Source organism: Telluria antibiotica (genome assembly GCF_011682055.1).
GTDB lineage: Bacteria > Pseudomonadota > Gammaproteobacteria > Burkholderiales > Burkholderiaceae_D > Telluria > Telluria antibiotica.
Genome location: NZ_JAAQOM010000014.1, coordinates 84,149 through 100,907 on the forward strand (window position 1 = coordinate 84,149; position 16,759 = coordinate 100,907).

The 16,759-nt window shown below is 67.6% G+C and carries 18 protein-coding genes; 8 read left to right on the top strand and 10 right to left on the bottom strand.

Going from position 1 to position 16,759, the window contains the following annotated elements:
- Positions 1-5 precede the first annotated feature (5 nt).
- Complete coding sequence (locus HAV22_RS21910; protein ID WP_166861893.1) at positions 6-1,052, top strand: S66 peptidase family protein; 1,047 nt, start codon at positions 6-8, stop codon at positions 1,050-1,052.
- A 3-nt stretch (positions 1,053-1,055) separates the two neighbouring features.
- Here the strand turns inward: HAV22_RS21910 and HAV22_RS21915 are convergent, their stop codons facing one another.
- The gene (locus HAV22_RS21915; RefSeq protein WP_166861894.1) at positions 1,056-1,958 is read right to left on the bottom strand and encodes a LysR family transcriptional regulator; all 903 of its coding nucleotides are present in this window, start codon (positions 1,956-1,958) and stop codon (positions 1,056-1,058) included.
- A gap of 32 nt (positions 1,959-1,990) precedes the next feature.
- Here HAV22_RS21915 and HAV22_RS21920 point away from each other — a divergent pair, with 32 nt between their 5' ends.
- Together HAV22_RS21920 and HAV22_RS21925 are read left to right on the top strand one after the other, a co-directional pair.
- The gene (locus tag HAV22_RS21920) at positions 1,991-2,581 is read left to right on the top strand and encodes an ester cyclase (protein ID WP_371869712.1); all 591 of its coding nucleotides are present in this window, start codon (positions 1,991-1,993) and stop codon (positions 2,579-2,581) included.
- Between the two features lie 11 nt (positions 2,582-2,592).
- Positions 2,593-3,387, top strand: coding sequence for an SDR family NAD(P)-dependent oxidoreductase (locus HAV22_RS21925; protein WP_166861896.1), 795 nt, complete (start codon positions 2,593-2,595; stop codon positions 3,385-3,387).
- 10 nt (positions 3,388-3,397) lie between these two features.
- Here HAV22_RS21925 and HAV22_RS21930 read toward each other — a convergent pair whose 3' ends face one another.
- The gene (locus tag HAV22_RS21930) at positions 3,398-3,997 is read right to left on the bottom strand and encodes an FMN-dependent NADH-azoreductase (RefSeq protein WP_166861897.1); all 600 of its coding nucleotides are present in this window, start codon (positions 3,995-3,997) and stop codon (positions 3,398-3,400) included.
- Between the two features lie 147 nt (positions 3,998-4,144).
- Here HAV22_RS21930 and HAV22_RS21935 point away from each other — a divergent pair, with 147 nt between their 5' ends.
- Both HAV22_RS21935 and HAV22_RS21940 read left to right on the top strand, forming a co-directional pair.
- Positions 4,145-4,567, top strand: a complete 423-nt coding sequence (locus HAV22_RS21935) for a MarR family winged helix-turn-helix transcriptional regulator (RefSeq protein WP_166861898.1) — start codon at positions 4,145-4,147, stop codon at positions 4,565-4,567.
- 54 nt (positions 4,568-4,621) lie between these two features.
- Positions 4,622-5,434: an SDR family NAD(P)-dependent oxidoreductase gene (locus HAV22_RS21940; protein WP_166861899.1), complete on the top strand. Its 813-nt coding sequence runs from the start codon at positions 4,622-4,624 to the stop codon at positions 5,432-5,434.
- 74 nt (positions 5,435-5,508) lie between these two features.
- On the opposite strand, the gene HAV22_RS21945 is transcribed toward HAV22_RS21940, so the two are convergent.
- Entirely contained in the window at positions 5,509-6,054 is a 546-nt protein-coding gene (locus HAV22_RS21945) for a PaaI family thioesterase (RefSeq protein ID WP_229421359.1), read from the bottom strand.
- Between the two features lie 144 nt (positions 6,055-6,198).
- Between HAV22_RS21945 and HAV22_RS21950 the strand changes: the two genes are divergently transcribed.
- Together HAV22_RS21950 and HAV22_RS21955 are read left to right on the top strand one after the other, a co-directional pair.
- On the top strand, positions 6,199-6,660 hold the full coding sequence (locus tag HAV22_RS21950; protein WP_166861901.1) for a MarR family winged helix-turn-helix transcriptional regulator: 462 nt from the start codon (positions 6,199-6,201) through the stop codon (positions 6,658-6,660).
- A gap of 107 nt (positions 6,661-6,767) precedes the next feature.
- Entirely contained in the window at positions 6,768-7,952 is a 1,185-nt protein-coding gene (locus HAV22_RS21955) for a thiolase family protein (protein ID WP_166861902.1), read from the top strand.
- Between the two features lies 1 nt (position 7,953).
- Here the strand turns inward: HAV22_RS21955 and HAV22_RS21960 are convergent, their stop codons facing one another.
- Positions 7,954-8,850, bottom strand: a complete 897-nt coding sequence (locus HAV22_RS21960; protein ID WP_166861903.1) for a LysR family transcriptional regulator — start codon at positions 8,848-8,850, stop codon at positions 7,954-7,956.
- Between the two features lie 96 nt (positions 8,851-8,946).
- On the opposite strand from HAV22_RS21960, the gene HAV22_RS21965 reads away from it, so the two are divergent.
- Positions 8,947-9,960 (top strand): zinc-binding alcohol dehydrogenase family protein, encoded by a 1,014-nt coding sequence (locus tag HAV22_RS21965; protein WP_166861904.1) that lies wholly within the window; start codon positions 8,947-8,949, stop codon positions 9,958-9,960.
- Positions 9,961-9,969: 9 nt separating this feature from the next.
- Here the strand turns inward: HAV22_RS21965 and HAV22_RS21970 are convergent, their stop codons facing one another.
- From HAV22_RS21970 to aceK, 6 genes are all read right to left on the bottom strand, one after another.
- Positions 9,970-11,010: an MORN repeat-containing protein gene (locus HAV22_RS21970; protein WP_166861905.1), complete on the bottom strand. Its 1,041-nt coding sequence runs from the start codon at positions 11,008-11,010 to the stop codon at positions 9,970-9,972.
- A gap of 82 nt (positions 11,011-11,092) precedes the next feature.
- Positions 11,093-11,653, bottom strand: a complete 561-nt coding sequence (locus tag HAV22_RS21975) for a GNAT family N-acetyltransferase (RefSeq protein ID WP_166861906.1) — start codon at positions 11,651-11,653, stop codon at positions 11,093-11,095.
- 8 nt (positions 11,654-11,661) lie between these two features.
- Positions 11,662-12,789: an acyl-CoA dehydrogenase family protein gene (locus HAV22_RS21980; protein WP_166861907.1), complete on the bottom strand. Its 1,128-nt coding sequence runs from the start codon at positions 12,787-12,789 to the stop codon at positions 11,662-11,664.
- Between the two features lie 29 nt (positions 12,790-12,818).
- Positions 12,819-13,487 carry an SDR family oxidoreductase gene (locus tag HAV22_RS21985; RefSeq protein ID WP_166861908.1) on the bottom strand — a complete coding sequence of 223 codons (669 nt, stop codon included), beginning with the start codon at positions 13,485-13,487 and terminating at the stop codon, positions 12,819-12,821.
- A gap of 162 nt (positions 13,488-13,649) precedes the next feature.
- Positions 13,650-14,849, bottom strand: coding sequence for an acetyl-CoA C-acyltransferase (locus HAV22_RS21990; protein WP_166861909.1), 1,200 nt, complete (start codon positions 14,847-14,849; stop codon positions 13,650-13,652).
- Positions 14,842-16,671 (bottom strand): bifunctional isocitrate dehydrogenase kinase/phosphatase, encoded by a 1,830-nt coding sequence (gene aceK / locus HAV22_RS21995; protein WP_166861910.1) that lies wholly within the window; start codon positions 16,669-16,671, stop codon positions 14,842-14,844. Before aceK ends, HAV22_RS21990 begins: the two co-directional genes overlap by 8 nt.
- Positions 16,672-16,759: the final 88 nt, after the last annotated feature.

Consider the following 16,759-nt stretch of genomic DNA (forward strand, 5'->3'; position numbering starts at 1 on the left):
ACTCCATGAACGGCAGCAGACGCAGGTTCAACGCGACGATGGCGGCGGCGCTGCTGCTGCCTCTTGCGCCTGCGCGCGCGCGTCACGCATCCACCATGACACCACTGATCAAACCTCCGCGCCTTTCCCGCGGCGACGTCGTCGGCCTCGTCGCGCCGGGCGGCTACACGAGCGACGCCGCGATCGAACAAGCCGTGCGGCACATCGAGGCGCTGGGCTTCCGCGCCAAGCCAGGCACTTATTTGCGCGACGTGTGGGGCAACTACGGCGGCACCGTCGCCGCGCGCATCGCCGACCTGCACGCGATGTTCCGCGACCCCGACGTCAAAGCCATCTGGGCGATCCGCGGCGGCTCCGGGTGCATCTCGCTGCTGCGGCACCTGGACTACCGCCTGATCCGCACGCACCCGAAGATCCTGCTGGGCTATTCCGACATCACGGCGCTGCACCTCGCCATCCACCGCCACGCGGGCGTCGTGACGTTCCACGGCCCGGTCGCATCGAGCACGCCGTCGGACTATTCGACGGAGCACCTGCTGGCCGTGCTGACTGAGCCGAGAGACTCCTACGCGATCCCGATGTCGGCCGAGAATGACAAGCGCGCGCTGGACGAACCCTGGTACGCCACGCGCACCGTGCACGACGGCGTCGCCGAGGGGCCGCTCCTGGGCGGCAACCTGTCGCTGGTGAGCGCGCTGGCGGGCACGCCATACGCGGCCGATTTCACGGGCAGCCTGCTGTTCCTCGAAGAAGTGAACGAAGAGCCGTACCGCATCGATCGCTGGATGACGCAGCTCGACCTGGCCGTCGGCTTCGACAAGGCGGCCGCGATCATGGTCGGCATCTGCGAGAACTGCGGACCGCGGGGCGACGGCCCGTCGCTCACCCTGGACGAGACCCTGGACGTGCACCTGCAGCCGCTGCGCGTGCCGGCGGTGACGGGGTATTCGTTCGGGCATATCCGCAACCAGTTCACGCTGCCCGTCGGCGTGCGTGCGCGGCTGGACACGGAAGCGCGCACGGTGACCTTGCTGGAGCCGGGCGTGAGCTGACGCCTACCAGCGCCACGCTGCCTGCAGCCGTTCCTTCAGATAGCCCACGAACAGGCGCACCCGCGGCGCCAGATTCTTCTGGTGCGGATACACGGCGTGCAGGGGCGCCGCCGCCATCGCGTGGTGCGGCAGCACGCGCACGAGGCGGCCCGCTTCGAGGTCGTCGCCCACGTCCCAGATCGATTTCAGCGCGATGCCGCTGCCGGCCAGCGCCAGCTGCTGCGCGGCGCCGCCGTCGTTCGTGAGGAAGGCGGCGTTCACACGCACGGGCGCCGTCTCGTCGCCGTCGAACTTCCAGTCAGTGCGGCGTTGATCTCCGATCACGATGCAGCGGTGGCCTGCCAGTTCGGCCGGCGTACGCGGTTCGCCGTGGCGCTGCAGGTAGGCCGGGGACGCGCACAGCACGCGGTAGTTCGGCGCCAGTGCGCGCGCGACGAGCGACGAGTCGCCCAGCGCGCCGTAGCGCACGCCGAGGTCGTGGCCGCCGTCCAGCAGGTCGACGACGGTATCCGTCAGCGCCAGCTGGATCGTCACCTGTGGATGCAGTTCCTGGAACGCGGCCGCGATGGGCGCCAGCCAGCGCCGTCCCAGCTCCCCCGGCGCCGTGATGCGCAACAGGCCGTGTACACCGTCGCGGCGTTGCGCGAGCAGGGCCTCGGCCTGCTCGACTTCGTCCAGGATGCGCAGCACGCGCGCGTGGAACAACTGGCCTTCCTCCGTCAGCGTCTGGCGCCGCGTCGTCCGCTGCAGCAGGCGCGTGCCGAGGTGCGCTTCCAGCAGCGATAAACGCTTGCTGACGACGGACACGGGCACGTCGAGCTCGCGCGCCGCGGCGGACAGGCTGCCGGCCGCGACGATCCGGGCAAACGCGACGAGGGCAGGGAAGTGGTGGGCGAGCGTGTCCATCTTGCGCTTTTCGGAAACAATGATTTCGTATTCTGCCGCTATTTTTCGTGCAGCGTGAAATCTATGATGGGCCCGTCGAAACAAGGAGCACAGCCATGAAAGCCATCCCCATCCCTATCCTCGCCGCCATGCTGGTGACGCTGCCGGCCAGCGCGGACGAACGACTCGTCAGCGCAGAGCAAGTCATCGCCGACGTGTCGCTGGCGCCGGCGCAGCGCGATACGGAGATCCTGGCCGCGCGCCGCTACGCCACGTTCTGGCACACGGGCGACGCACGCTACGCCCGCGCGGCACTCGCCGCCGATTTCACCGACCGCACCCTGCCGCCGGGTCGCGCGCAAGGCGTGCCGGGGCCGCTGGCCGCGTCCAGATTCGTGCGCACGGCGATTCCGGACCTGCAGGCCGACTTGCTACAACTGATCGTTGCGGGCGACCGCGTCACCGTGCACTATCGCTTCCACGGCCATTTCACGGGACGGTGGGCGGACAAGCAAGGACAAGGGCAGGCAATCGACTTCATCGCCACCGACATCTACCGCGTCGCGGACGGGAAGATCGCCGACAACTGGCACATCGAAGACAACCTCGCGCTGATGCGGCAACTGGGCCTCGTCGCCCGCTGAAAGGAGTCATCATGCACATCGATTTGACGGGCAAGACCGCCCTCGTTTCCGCTTCCACCGCCGGTATCGGCCTCGCGACGGCCATCGGCCTTGCCGACGCGGGCGCCACCGTCATCCTCAACGGGCGCACGAACGACGCCATCGCGCGGGCGCGCGAGGCCGTGCTGGCGCGCGTGCCGCACGCGATACTCCGCGGCGTCGCCGCCGACCTCGCGACAGCCGAGGGCGCGGCGACACTCGTCCACGCCGAGCCGGCCGCCGACATCCTCGTCAACAACGCGGGCACGTACGGCCCACAGGATTTCTTCGACGTCGATGACGCGACGTGGGAACACTTCTTCCAGCTGAACGTGATGTCGGGCGTGCGCCTGGCGCGGCACTACCTGAAGGGGATGCTGGAACGGGACTGGGGCCGCGTCGTGTTCATCTCGTCGGAATCGGGGCTGAACATCCCGCCCGACATGATCCATTACGGCATGACCAAGACGGCGCAGCTGGCGGTGTCGCGCGGGCTGGCAAAGCTGGCGGCCGGCAGCGGCGTCACCGTCAACGCGGTGCTGCCGGGGCCCACGTTGTCGGAAGGCGTGCGCGCCATGCTGGAAGATTCGGCCAGGGAGGCGGGGACGTCCGTCGAGCAGGCCGCGACCGAGTTCGTGCGCACGCAGCGGCCCGGTTCCATCCTGCGCCGCGCGGCCAGCGTGGACGAAGTGGCCAACATGATCGTCTACGCGTGTTCGCCGCAGGCGTCGGCCACGACGGGCGCCGCGCTGCGGGTGGATGGCGGCGTCGTGGACTCCATCGCGTAGGCGCTTGGGATCAGGCGACGATCTCGTCGATCTGCACGGCCACCTCGTCGAACGCGGCGCTGGCGCGCTCGGCGCCCATGTTGACGCCCTCGGCGTAGATGAATTCGACATCCGTCATGCCCATCAGGCCCAGTACGCCCTTCAGGTAAGGCACTTGCGAATCGTTGGGCGTGTCGCGGTAGATGCCGCCGCGGGCGAGTCCGACGTAGACCTTCTTGCCGGTGACGAGGCCTTCCGGACCGTTCGCCGTGTAGCGGAACGTCTGGCCGGCGCGGGCGACGGCGTCGATCCACGACTTGATCTGCACGGACACGCTGAAGTTATACATCGGCACACCCAGCACGATCACGTCGGCGCGCTTCAGTTGCGCGATCAGGGCGTCGTCCAGCGCGGCACGCGCGCTTTGTTCCGGCGTGCGCTGGTCGGCCGGTGTGAAGATCGCGTTCAGTGCCGCTTCATCGAGCACGGGGTGCGGGTCGCGCGCCAGGTCGCGCAGCTCGACGGTCGCTTCCGGATGGCGTGCTTTCAGGCGTGCCGTGATGGCGTCGGCGACGCGGGTGGAATTCGAGCCGTTGGCACGGGCGCTACCGTTGATCTGCAGGATGTTCATCGTCGTTCTCCACATTTGGGTCGATGGAAAACATTCTATTCGTTGCTTCTCGCGGGATTAAGCCGGTTTATCGGATTTCATTGTTCCATCGGTGGAATGATGGAAAAAGCGCTTGACTTGTGTGCGTACACACATAATACTAAGTCCATGACTGCTTCCGAACGCCTGATCGCCTGTAACTGCTTCGCTTCCCGCAAGGCGGCGCGGCTGATCACGAAGATGTACGAAGACCATTTGTCGCGCGTGGACCTGACGAGCACGCAGTTCTCGATTCTTGTCTACGTCGACGAAGTGGAGGCGGCCTCGATGAAGGACCTCGTCGAGGCGCTGGTGATGGAGCGCACGAGCGTGATCCGCGCGCTGCAGCCGCTGGAGCGCGACGGTCTCGTGGCCATCGGCCCGCATGAGGAGGATGCGCGCCGCAACGTCGTGCGCCTGACGGAGGCGGGCCGCGCGAAGCTGGCGGAAGCGATGCCTGTGTGGCAGACGGCACAGGCGGAGTTCGAAAGCAAATTCGGCGCCGGGCTGGCCGAAGAGTTGCGCCAGTCGTTGCTGACGCTGGCACCGTAGCAAAATTTTTTGCACCTATATGTGCGTACACACAGTTAACCAAAGGAGAATGACATGAGCAACGCGAATCTCGGCACCGCAGTCGTCACAGGCGCTTCCACTGGCATCGGCGCCCTCTACGCGGACCGCCTCGCGCGCCGCGGTTACGACCTCGTGCTCGTCGCCCGCAACGGCGAGCGCCTGCGCGCGCAGGCCGAACATTTGCAGGCCGCGTACGGCCGCGCGGTGCGCACGGTCCCGGCCGACCTCACCGTCGACGCCGACCTGCGCCGCGTGGAAGACCTGCTGCGCAGCGACGCCGGCATCACGCTGCTCGTGAATAACGCGGGCGTGGGCGACACGGGGCCGCTGCTCGGTTCGAGCGTCGACAGGATGCAGGACATGATCGCGCTGAACGTCACCGCGCTGACGCGCCTGACCCATGCGGCGGCGCCGGGCTTCGTCGCGCGCGGGCAGGGCGCCTTCATCAACATCGCGTCGATCGTCGCCATCGCACCGGAAGTGCTGAACGGCGTGTACGGCGGCAGCAAGGCGTACGTGGTGGCGTTCAGCCAGTCGTTGCAGCATGAGCTGGCCGACAAGGGCGTGCGTGTGCAGGTGGTGCTGCCGGGCGCCACGGCGACGGACTTCTGGCAGATCGCGGGCACGCCCGTCGAGCACCTGCCCGGCGAAATCGTGATGCGCGCGGACGACCTCGTCGACGCGGCGCTGGCCGGGTTCGACCGGGGCGAGTTCGCAACGATTCCCGCGCTGGAGGATGGTGCGAAGTGGGACGCGTACGACGCCGCGCGCCGCGCAATGCAGCCCGAGCTGTCGCGCACGAAGCCGGCGAGCCGGTACGCCGCCGCGACCGCCGCCGCAACGTAGGGTGGGCACCCCGTGCGCACCAAATGCATGCAGATCGACACGCATGCAAAGGTGGGCACGCATGACGGATCACATCATCGCGCCTCGAACACGAGGCACGTCGTGGTCGCATGCGCATACAACCGCCCCTGCGCATCGACGATCTTGCCCTCGGCCGTCGCCAGCTGGCGCCCGCAGTGGAGCACCGTCCCGATCGCGCGCAGCGGCCCGCCATCGAGCCGTGCGCCGCGCACGAGGTTCACGCTCAGCTCCGCCGTCGTGTAGCCGAAGCCCGGCTCCAGCATCGTCTGCACGGCGCAGCCCACGGCCGAGTCGAGCAGGGTGGCGTACCAGCCGCCGTGCACCGTCCCCATCGGGTTCAGGTGCGTGGGCAGCGGCGTGCCCTGGAACGTGGCCGCGCCCTTGTCGACCTCGACGAGGAAGAAGTCGAGCGTCTCGGCGATGGGCGCGTACGGGAAGCGGCCTTCCAGCAGCGCCTGCATGATCGCCAGTCCCGTCATCCCGCGCGCTTCCTGCGCCGGCACGACGCCAGGCCGCCCGCCGCCCTGCAACACCCGCGCGCGCACGGTGCGCAGCTGTTCTTCCCATTGTTCCGTCACCGTTTGTACTGCTGCCGTCATGTGTGCCTCCATCGTTCGTTCGTCGTTCTTAATTAAGTGTATATGCAACTATCTGCGCAGATTATGCCCGGGTTGCGACGCACCCGGGGTTATACTCGCTAGAGGAACGGCACTAACGCCGCCTCAGCTCTCGACCACCGCACCATGACATCGCGCCCGCCATCGAACGACCCTCTCTGTAATTGTCTCGCCCTGCGCCAGGCGACGCGCTACGTCACCGGCATGTACGACCAGGTGCTGAGCGAAGCGGGCTTGCGCGTCACGCAGTTCTCGATCCTGTACAAGCTGCTGGGGCTCGGGCCGATGACGGTCAACCAGATGTCAGCGGAACTCGTCATGGACCGCACGACCCTCACCCGTAACCTCAAGCCGCTCGAGCGCGACGCCCTCGTCACGACGGGCCCCAGCGAGCATGACAAGCGCGAACGGGTGATCGGCCTCACGCCGGCCGGCCGCGCCAAGGTCAAGGCCGTGCTGCCGCTGTGGCGCCGCGCCCAGCAGGCGTTCGAGGATAACTTCGGCGCCGAGCGCGCGCTCGAACTGCGCATGCTGCTGCGCGCCGTCGTCGAGACGGGCGTCCACGACGTCGAGAACGAACCCTCCTGATGCCACGCAGGTCGCGCGCATGCGCACCGTGCAGTCCGCGAAATACGTGTATATACTCCTATTTGCATCGTCCCGCCATCCAACCGTCCGACCCGAAAGGAATCATCATGACTGCCCGCGACATCGTCCTGTGTGCCCCCGTGCGTACCGCCATCGGCGCGTTCAACGGTTCCCTGAAATCAATCCCCGCCGTGGAGCTGGGCGCGGCGGCCGTGCGCGCAGCCGTCGCGCGCGCGGGGCTGTCTCCCGATGCCATCGATGCCGTCCTGATGGGCAACGTGATCCAGGCGGGCAACCGCATGAATCCGGCGCGCCAGGCCGCGGTCCACGGCGGCATCCCCGTCACGGTGCCGGCGATGACCCTGAACCGCGTGTGCGGCTCGGGCGCGCAAGCCATCGCGTCGGCCGCGCACGAGATCCTCGCGGGTGAATCCAGCGTAGTCCTGGCCGTCGGCATGGAGAACATGGACCAGGCGCCGTACCTGATGCCGCTGGCGCGTTGGGGCGCGCGCATGGGCCACGCGCAGATCTACGACAGCCTGCTGCACGACGGCCTGAACGACGCGTTCTCCGCGCAGCACTCGGGCTGGCACACGGAAGATCTCGTGAAGGAGGTCGACATCACCCGCGCCGCGCAGGACCGCTGGGCCGAGCGCTCGCAACGCCGCTTTTCGGATGCGCAGGCCGCCGGTGCGTTCAAGGATGAAATCGTCGCGGTCGAGATCGCGGGCAAGCGCGGGGTGCAGGTCTTCGACACGGACGAGGCGAATCGTCCCGACACGACCTTGGAGGCGCTCGCGAAACTGAAGCCGGCATTCCGCCCGGACGGCACGATCACGGCCGGCAATGCGCCGGGCCTGAACAGCGGCGCGGCCGCCGTCATCGTGGCCGACCGCGCGACGGCCGAGCGCCTGGGCCTGCAACCGTTCGCGCGCCTCGTTGCATCGAGCGTGGCAGGCGTGGAGCCGGGCATGTTCGGCCTCGGCCCGGTGCCGGCCGTGCAGAAAGCCCTCGCGCGCGCGGGCTGGCGCGTCGGTGACGTCGACCGCTACGAGATCAACGAGGCGTTCGCCGCCGTGCCGCTCGCGGCGGCGCGCAAGCTGTCGCTGGCGGAAGACGTCGTCAACGTCGACGGGGGCGCCGTCGCACACGGCCACCCGATCGGCGCGACGGGCGCCGTGCTGACGGTGCGCCTGCTGCACGCGATGCGCCGCGGCCTCGCGCGCCGCGGCATCGTCACGTTGTGCATCGGCGGCGGGCAGGGCATCGCGCTGGCGCTCGAGCAGGTGTGAGTCAGGCCATCATCGCCTTCATCTTCTCGACGAGGAATTCGCGCAGCGTGCGGACGGCCGGCGACACCTGGCGCCGGTTCGCCAGCACCATGTACAAGGGCTGGTTGTTGCCCTCCCAGTCCGCGCACACGGTGCGCAGCGCGCCGCGCGCGAGGTCGGCCTGCACGTCGATGCGCGAGCGGTAGCACACGCCCAGGCCGTCCAGCGCCCAGCGCCGCACGATCTCGGAATCGTCGGCCACGCGGTCGCCGCGCACGGTCACCTCGATGGCCTCGTCCCCCTTTTTGAAGCGCCAGCGGTTGTTGACCGTCTCGTCGACCATGAAGCACAGGCAGTTGTGCGCCGCGAGGTCGCGCGGCGCCGCGGGTACACCGTGGCGCGCGAGATATGCGGGCGCCGCGCACAGCACGCGGTGATTGTGCTCCAGCAGCGGCAGCGCCACCATGCCGGACGCGCGCGGCCTGCCGAAGCGGAGCGCGATGTCGACCGGTTCGCGATAGATGTCGGCCACGCGGTCCGTCAGCTGCAGGCGCAACGTGACGCCCGGGTGGCGCGCCTGGAACGCGTTCAGCCACGGCAGCACGACGTGGCGGCCGAGGTCGGACGGCATCGAGATCTGCAGCTGCCCTTCGATCGCATCGCCACCGGCACGCACCTCGTCCTCCGCCGCGCGCAAGCCGTCCAGCAGCGGGCGGCAACGCGCCAGCAGGCGTTCGCCGGCCACCGTCAGGCGCATGCTGCGCGTCGTGCGCACGAACAGCGCCGTGCCGAGGTCCGCCTCCAGCCGTTTCAGGCTCGCGCTGGCGACGGCGGGCGAGATCTCCAGCAGGCGCGCGGCCGCCGACAGGCCGCCTTGCTCGGCCGTGGCCACGAAAAGGTCGAGATCGCGCAGGTTCATTTTCAAGAAAAAATTGAAATTGATTTCGTCATGGTCCAGTTTATCAAAAAGATCGACGGGTCCAGAATGACGTCACCGATCACCAAGGAGCCGTCCATGAAAGCCATCGCCTACCAGAACAACCTCCCCATCGACCACGCCGACGCCCTCGTCGACGTCACCCTGCCGGACCCCGTCGCGACGGGCCATGACCTGCTCGTGGCGGTGCACGCCGTGTCCGTGAACCCCGTCGACGTGAAGATCCGCGCCGGCGCGAAGCCGACCGACGGCGAGTGGAAGGTGCTGGGCTGGGATGCGGCCGGCGTCGTGCAGGCCGTCGGGCCGGACGTCACCCTGTTCCGGCCGGGTGACCGCGTGTGGTACGCCGGCTCGATCGCCCGCGCCGGCAGCAACAGCGAGTTGCAGCTCGTCGACGAACGCATCGCCGGCAAGATGCCGCAATCGCTTGACTTTGCCGCCGCCGCCGCGCTGCCGCTGACGAGCCTCACGGCGTGGGAAATGCTGTTCGACCGCCTGGACGTACCAACGGACGAACGCGGCGAGGGCAAGACCTTGCTCGTGATCGGCGCGGCCGGCGGCGTCGGCTCGATCCTCGTGCAGCTGGCGCGCAAGCTCACGCGGCTGACGGTCGTCGGCACGGCGTCGCGCGCCGCCACGCGCGACTGGGTGCTGTCCAACGGCGGGCACCACGTGATCGACCACGGCAAGCCGCTCGCGGACGAGATCCGGCGGGCGGGCCTCGCCGCGCCCGATTACGTGATCAGCCTCACGCACACGGACGAGCACTTCGACCAGATCGCCGAGGTCATCGCGCCGCAAGGGAAATTCGGCCTGATCGACGACCCGGCACCGATCGACGTGCGCACATTAAAACGCAAGTCCGTGTCGCTGCACTGGGAACTGATGTTCACGCGCTCGCTGTTCGGCACGCCCGACATGATCCGCCAGCACGAGATCCTGAACCGCGTGGCGGACCTGATCGACGCGGGCACGCTGCGCTCGACGGCCAACGAGAACTACGGCCGCATCGATGCCGCGAACCTGAAGCGGGCGCACGCGCTGATCGAGTCGAACCGCGCGCAGGGCAAGATCGTGCTGGCCGGGTTCTGAACGGCCGGCTTACTGCAGATGGTGCGTGATTTCCATCGAGATCGGATACAGCATCTCGCACGGCTGGCCGTGGCAGACGGCCGGCTTGTAGCGCAGGGCCATGGCGGCGGCAGCGACGTAGCGCACCACGTCGTCGTCGAAATTGCCGATCCGGCGCACTTCCTTCGCGCGTCCGTCGGTGCCGACCAGCACGTTGATGCGCAGTAGCCCGCGCGCGTTGAACTTGCCGGCGGCGGCCAGGATGACCTTGTCGAATTCGGCCAGGCCATGCACCGGGTACGGCGGCTCGTCGCCCGGCTCCAGCGCCGGGTAGCGGTTACTGAACTGCGCCTTCTGCTCGGGCGTGAGGCCGTCCCAGCCGACGTTGGTCGGCAGCGAGGACTTCACGATGGTCTTCTTCAGCAAGGTACCGACGTTGGCGTCGTCCTGGCGCTGCTTGAACGTCTTTTCCGGCTTCGGCCCCGAGCGCGCGGCGTTGCGCGCAGCGGCATCGAACGTGCCCGTGCGGCCGCTGCCCGCATACGTGATCTTGTCGCCGTCGACCGGACTGCCGTCGCGGAATTCACCCTCGACCGTGCCGCCGAGGGCGAACGTGAGGAGGCCCTTGCCGTTCGGGTGGTCGGCGTGGAATTCGCCCTGGTAGGTATCGCCGTTCGGGTAGATCTGCACGCCCTTGCCTTCGCGCTGCATCATCCTGATGCCGCCTTCGTAGCGCAGGTCGTTCGCGAAGTGGAGATAGCCTTCGCCGTCCGGCAGGCCGTTCGTGAGCGAGCCGACGTAGGTGAACTTGTCGCCTGCCTTCAGCTTCGCTTCGCCGCTGACGGCGCCGTGCGCGAACTTGCCTTCGATGCGGCGGGCGGTGCCGTCCGTCGCCGTCCATTCGAGCACGCCGGTGCCGTCCGCATACCCGTCCTTGCACGGGCCGTCCCAGTGTACGGACTGGTCGACGGGCGCCGGCAGCAGTGCGCCGACCTGGCAATCGGGGGCGCCCTCCGCATGGGCCAGCGGGGCCAGGCAGCAGGCGAGCAACAGGGGCAGGGTGGTTTTCATCGCGCGGGAGTCCGGAAAAGAGATACCGGCAACTCTAGCAGTTTGATCCATCTGAATTTTTCACCAATTGTCACGCCCAACATTACCGTTCGCGCAAGTGGACGGTCATATAGCTGAGGTCATGGCTGACACCTTCGATCCTGAGCATGTCCGCCACGCGCGCCACCGTCGCGAAGCCGGCGTGCGCATACAGTTCCACGGCCGGCAGGTTGGCGGACAGGACTTCGAGGTCGATCCACGCGATGCCCGTGTCGGCGCGCGCCCAGCCGGCGGCCGTCTCGAGGAGGCGCCGTCCGAGTCCGCGCCGCCGCCACACGCGGTGCACGCCCATGCCCAGCATGGCGCGGTGCGTGGCGGCCGGCTCGGGACGCGCGCGCAGGTCGATGTGGCCGGCGATCTCGCCACCCGCATCGATCGCGAGCCACAGGCGGCGCCAGCCCGGCAGCCCGATCGGGATGCCGAGCCCCTTGATGAACGCGATGCGCAGCCCGGCCGGCAGGCGTGGCTGGCCCGCCGCCATCGGCTGGAACAGCGGCGTACCGTCCGCGCCGTTGTCGCGCAGGTGGTCGTCCAGGTAGGCGAAGAACGGCGCGAGGTCGGCTTCACCGGCCGCGCGGATCGTCAACGCCTGCACGTTGTCCATCAGTGTCGTCACAATGCCCTGGCGATCAGGATCTTCTGGATGTCGCTCGTGCCTTCGTAGATCTGGCACACGCGCACGTCGCGGTAGATGCGCTCGATGGGGAAGTCGGCCACGTAGCCGTAGCCGCCGAACACCTGCATCGCGGCCGACACGACGCGCTCGGCCATCTCGGACGCGAACAGCTTGGCCATCGCCGCTTCCTTCAGGCAGGGCAGGCCCGCGTCCTTCATCGACGCGGCGTGCAGGATCAGTTGGCGCGCGGCCTCGATCTGCATCGCCATCTCGGCCAGGCGGAATTGCACGGCCTGGTGGTCGAAGATCGGCGTGCCGAAACTCTCGCGTTCCTTCGCATACGCCAGCGCGGCCTCGAACGCGGCGCGCGCCATGCCCACCGATTGCGACGCGATGCCGATGCGGCCGCCCTCCAGCCCGGACAGCGCGATCTTGTAGCCTTGCCCCTCTGCGCCGATCAGGTTTTCCGCGGGTATGCGGCAGTTCTCGAACACGATCTGCGCCGTGTCCGACGAATGCTGGCCCATCTTGTGCTCGATGCCGGCGACGATGTAGCCGGGCGTGTCGGTCGGCACCCAGAACGCGCTGATGCCCTTCTTGCCGGCCGCCTTGTCCGTGACCGCCATGACGATGGCGACGTCGCCGTTCTTGCCGCTCGTGATGAATTGCTTGGTGCCGTTCAGGACGTAGTGGTCGCCGTCGCGCACGGCCGTCGTGCGCAGGGCGGCGGCGTCGCTGCCCGTGTGCGGCTCCGTCAGCGCGAACGCGCCCAGCAGCTCGCCCTGCGCCAGCGGCCGCAGCCAGCGCTCTTTCTGCGCGGGATTCGCGTACGTCATCGCGATGGAGCACACGGGGCAGTTGTTGACCGAGATGATGGTCGACGTGCCGCCGTCGCCAGCGGCGATTTCTTCCAGCACGAGGGCCAGCGCCACGTAGTCGAGGCCCGCGCCGCCGTACTCCTCCGGCACCGCCACGCCGAACGCGCCCAGCCGGGCCAGTTCCTTCAGCTCGTCCTTCGGAAAATGGTGTTCGCGGTCCCAGCGCGCGGCGTTCGGCGCGAGGCGCTCCTGCGCGAAGGTGCGCAGGGCGTCGCGGATCATCTGGTGTTCTTCGTTGAGGATCATCGTGTCTCGTTATTCGTTTTGTGGACGGCTCACCACGGAATCGCGGTACCGTCGTAATTGAGGAAGGCGCCGTTCTGCGCGGGCGTCGCTTGCGCCAGCGTGGCGCGCAGGCCGGCGGCGCTTTGCTCGACCGTGAGCGTGGCGCCGGCGCCGCCCATATCGGTCTGCACCCAGCCCGGATGGAACGTGAGGCACGTCGCGCCTTGCGGGCCGTAGGTCAGCGCGGCGTCGGCCAGCACGGAATTCAGCGCGGCCTTGCTGGCGCGGTACAGCGAGCCCTGGTTGCTCGTGCGCGCGCCGATGGAACCCATGCGCGACGAGATCACCGCGATCTTGCCGCGCGCGACGACGACGAGCGGCGCGACGATCGGCAATAAACGCATCGCGGCCAGCACGTTCGTGTGCATGACGTCGTCGAATTCCTTCTCGGTCGGGAAGCCCGCGTGATCGGGGCCGTACACGCCAGCGACGAGCCAGGCCGCGTCGATCTTCTCGTCGTCCAGCTTCCAGCCCAGGCCACCGATCGACTCCGCGTTGGTGACGTTGACCTGGTGCGCCTCCGCGCCGAGCCGGCGCAACGCGTCGCAATCCGCGGCCTTGCGCGCGGTGGCGATGACGCGCCAGCCGTCGGCGCGGTATTGCCGGGCCAGTTCGTGGCCGATGCCGCGCGAGGCGCCGATGATGAGGGCTGTGGGCATGGGGTTCTCCTTCAGTAGCGATGACAGGTCGTCACCTTACCGTGTTTTGAAGACGCATGTGCGTAGGGGGGGCGGCCCTCCGCCCACGCGTAACGCCAACGAGCCGCACGCGTCACGCGTGGGCACGGGGTGCCCACCCTACCGAACCGCGTCCGTTGTTGGTCACACCATCTCGATCGCCATCGCGGTGGCCTCGCCGCCACCGATGCACAGCGATGCCACGCCGCGCTTGCCGCCCGTCTTCTTCAGTGCGCCCAGCAACGTGACGATGATGCGTGCGCCCGATGCGCCGATCGGGTGGCCCAGCGCGCACGCGCCGCCGTGGACGTTGACCTTCGCGTGCGGGATGTCCAGCTCGTGCATCGCGGCCATCGGCACGGCGGCGAAGGCTTCGTTGATCTCGAAGAGGTCGACGTCCTTCGGCGACCAGCCGGTCTTCTTGAACAGCTTTTGCAGCGAGCCGATGGGCGCCGTCGAGAACTGGTCCGGTTCCTGCGCGTGCGTCGTGTGCGCAACGATGCGCGCGAGCGGGGTGAGGCCCAGTTCCTTCGCCGTCGATTCGCGCATCATGACGAGCGCGGCGGCGCCGTCGTTGATCGACGACGACGAGGCGGCCGTGATGACGCCATCCTTCTTGAACGCGGGACGCAACGTGGGGATCTTGTCGACCTTGGCCTTGAGCGGGCCTTCGTCCTTCTCGATGACGGTCTCGCCCAGGCGGCTCGCGACGGTCACCGGTGCGATCTCCCATTGAAAATCGCCGGACTCGGTGGCGTTCTGCGCGCGCTTGACGGATTCGATCGCGAAAGCGTCCAGCTGCTCGCGCGTAAAGCCGTACTTGGCCACGCAGTCCTCGGCGAACGTGCCCATCGAGCGGCCTTCGCCCGTCTTCTCGTTGCGCGAGTACGCGTCTTCCAGGCCGTCCATCATCATGTGGTCGAACATGACGCCATGGCCGATGCGGTAGCCGCCGCGCGCCTTCGGGATCAGGTACGGCGCGTTGGTCATCGATTCCATGCCGCCCGCGACGACGACGTCGGCGCTGCCGGCCTTGAGCACGTCGTGCGCGAAGATCGCGGCCTGCATCGCGGAGCCGCACATCTTCGACAGGGTGACGGCGCCCGTCGACAGCGGCAGGCCCGCCTTGATCAGCGCCTGGCGCGCGGGCGCCTGGCCCTGGCCCGCCATCAGGCAGTTGCCGAAGTAGACGTGCTCGACGAGGCTCGCGCCGACGCCGGCGCGCTCGACGGCCGCCTTGATCGCCACGGCGCCCAGGTCGCTCGCGGACTTCGAGGAAAAGTCGCCCTGGAAGGCGCCCATCGGGGTGCGTGCGGCGCCGACGATAACGATAGGATCATTCATTGTGTAAGGTCTCCAAGTAATGGGATTGCGGCGTGGGTAACGCCGGGCTCGATGGGTCCGTGTGATGGAACCGGATGTGCTGCGGATACGGAAAGATGTCCTCGACTTCGCCCGCCAGGATGCGGTCCTTGTGGGACTGCCACCAGACGCGCGTCAATAGTGCGGCATGGTGTTTCATGAACGCCGCGCGTATCTTTGGATGGCCGAGCAGGAAGCGCGCGAACTGTTCCGGAAAGACGTCGTGCTTGCCGATGGGGTACCACGGCTCGGCGGCCATCTCGTCTTCCTCGTTGCGGGGCTGCGGGATGTCGCGGAAGTTGCAGTCGGTGAGATATTCGATCTCGTCGTAGTCGTAGAACACGACGCGGCCATGTCGGGTCACGCCGAAGTTTTTGTACAGCATATCGCCTGGGAAGATATTCGCGGCGACGAGGTCGCGGATTGCGTTGCCGTATTCGAAGATCGCGTGCTCGACGCGCTCGTCGTTGCCGCTGCGCTGCGCGTCGTCCAGGAAGATATTCAGCGGCACCATGCGGCGCTCGATGTACAGGTGCTTGATGATGATGCGGTCGCCCTCGATCTCGACGAGCGAAGGCGCGAATCGGCGCAGTTCGGCCAGCAGTTCCTCGTCGAAGCGGGACAGCGGGAACGCCACGTCCGAGTATTCCAGCGTGTCCGCCATGCGGCCCACGCGGTCGTGGTGTTTCACGAGCAGGTATTTTTCCTTGATGCGCGCGCGCGTCGTCTCTTTCGGCGCCGGATAGAAATCCTTGATCACCTTGAACACGTACGGAAAGGAGGGCAGTTCGAACACGAGCATCACGAGACCGCGGATGCCGGGCGCGCTGCGGAAAGAGTCTGAGCTGTGCTGCAGGTGCTGCAGGAAGTCGCGGTAGAAGAGCGTCTTGCCCTGCTTTTGCAGGCCGAGCACCGTGTAGATCTCGCTGCGCGGCTTCTTCGGCATCAGGCTGCGCAGGAATTGCACGAAGGCCGACGGGACCTCCATGTCGACCATGAAGTAGGCGCGCGTGAACGAGAACAGCAGCACCACCTGCTCCGGATCGGTGAGCACGGCGTCCAGCACGAGGCGGCCGGCGCGGTCGTGCAGGATCGGTACGACGAACGGATGCTCGCGCGCGCCGTTGATGGCGCGGCCGACGATGTACGCGGCCTTGTTCCGGAAGAACAGGCTCGACAGCACGTGCAATTGCTGGTTCGGCTCGCGCTCGTGCAGGCCGAAGTGCTCGGCCATGCGCGCTTCGACGAGCGCGATGTCGCGGTCGAGGTTGGCGTACGGGGAGTCGAGCTGGAAATTCGTGACCATGCGCCGCAGCGCGAAACGCAGGCCGTCCGCCGCCGGGTAGTAGACGCGGTACGTGGGCGCCGGCTCGTCCGTCTCGATGTATTCCGTCGACACGGCCGGGCGCACGAAGATGAAATCGTTGCGGTAGTAACTGCGGTGCAGGATGTGGCAGCAGACGGAATTGAAGAAGCTTTCCGCCAGTTCCGGGCGCTTGTGATCCGTCAGCAAGCCGATGTAATGCAGCTTCGTTTCGCGCCACGTGTCGTCGTCGAGGTCTTCGGGAGCGTACTCGTCTTCCAGCGCGCGCACGCATTCCTGTACGCGCTTGTCGTAGAAATCGATGCGCGTCCGGGCGGCGTGCTGGGCCGTCATCCAGTCGGCGCGCTCGAAATAGGTCTTGGCCGTCTTGCTGGCCTGGCGGAACAGCGTGTAGTGGCGGTCGAAGCCGTCCAGGATGGTGCGGGCGATGTCGAAAGCGATTTGCGACGACAGCAGCTTGGGAAAGGTGGCCTGGGTCATCGGGCGTCTCGCGCGGTGGACGGGGCAGCGGTCATTGTAGCGGGGAACGATGTGCAACGCGGCGTTTCAGAAACGGAGCGTCAGCGTA

Bases quoted from the DNA above. Each gene is read 5' to 3' on its own strand.
- HAV22_RS21960 (WP_166861903.1), bottom strand. From the start codon at position 8,850: ATGAACCTGCGCGATCTCGACCTTTTCGTGGCCACGGCCGAGCAAGGC.
- HAV22_RS21935 (WP_166861898.1), top strand. From the start codon at position 4,145: ATGACTGCTTCCGAACGCCTGATCGCCTGTAACTGCTTCGCTTCCCGC.
- HAV22_RS21910 (WP_166861893.1), top strand. From the start codon at position 6: ATGAACGGCAGCAGACGCAGGTTCAACGCGACGATGGCGGCGGCGCTG.
- aceK (WP_166861910.1), bottom strand. From the start codon at position 16,671: ATGACCCAGGCCACCTTTCCCAAGCTGCTGTCGTCGCAAATCGCTTTC.
- HAV22_RS21940 (WP_166861899.1), top strand. From the start codon at position 4,622: ATGAGCAACGCGAATCTCGGCACCGCAGTCGTCACAGGCGCTTCCACT.
- HAV22_RS21990 (WP_166861909.1), bottom strand. From the start codon at position 14,849: ATGAATGATCCTATCGTTATCGTCGGCGCCGCACGCACCCCGATGGGC.
- HAV22_RS21930 (WP_166861897.1), bottom strand. From the start codon at position 3,997: ATGAACATCCTGCAGATCAACGGTAGCGCCCGTGCCAACGGCTCGAAT.
- HAV22_RS21975 (WP_166861906.1), bottom strand. From the start codon at position 11,653: ATGGACAACGTGCAGGCGTTGACGATCCGCGCGGCCGGTGAAGCCGAC.
- HAV22_RS21970 (WP_166861905.1), bottom strand. From the start codon at position 11,010: ATGAAAACCACCCTGCCCCTGTTGCTCGCCTGCTGCCTGGCCCCGCTG.
- HAV22_RS21950 (WP_166861901.1), top strand. From the start codon at position 6,199: ATGACATCGCGCCCGCCATCGAACGACCCTCTCTGTAATTGTCTCGCC.
- HAV22_RS21980 (WP_166861907.1), bottom strand. From the start codon at position 12,789: ATGATCCTCAACGAAGAACACCAGATGATCCGCGACGCCCTGCGCACC.
- HAV22_RS21915 (WP_166861894.1), bottom strand. From the start codon at position 1,958: ATGGACACGCTCGCCCACCACTTCCCTGCCCTCGTCGCGTTTGCCCGG.
- HAV22_RS21955 (WP_166861902.1), top strand. From the start codon at position 6,768: ATGACTGCCCGCGACATCGTCCTGTGTGCCCCCGTGCGTACCGCCATC.
- HAV22_RS21965 (WP_166861904.1), top strand. From the start codon at position 8,947: ATGAAAGCCATCGCCTACCAGAACAACCTCCCCATCGACCACGCCGAC.
- HAV22_RS21925 (WP_166861896.1), top strand. From the start codon at position 2,593: ATGCACATCGATTTGACGGGCAAGACCGCCCTCGTTTCCGCTTCCACC.
- HAV22_RS21945 (WP_229421359.1), bottom strand. From the start codon at position 6,054: ATGACGGCAGCAGTACAAACGGTGACGGAACAATGGGAAGAACAGCTG.
- HAV22_RS21985 (WP_166861908.1), bottom strand. From the start codon at position 13,487: ATGCCCACAGCCCTCATCATCGGCGCCTCGCGCGGCATCGGCCACGAA.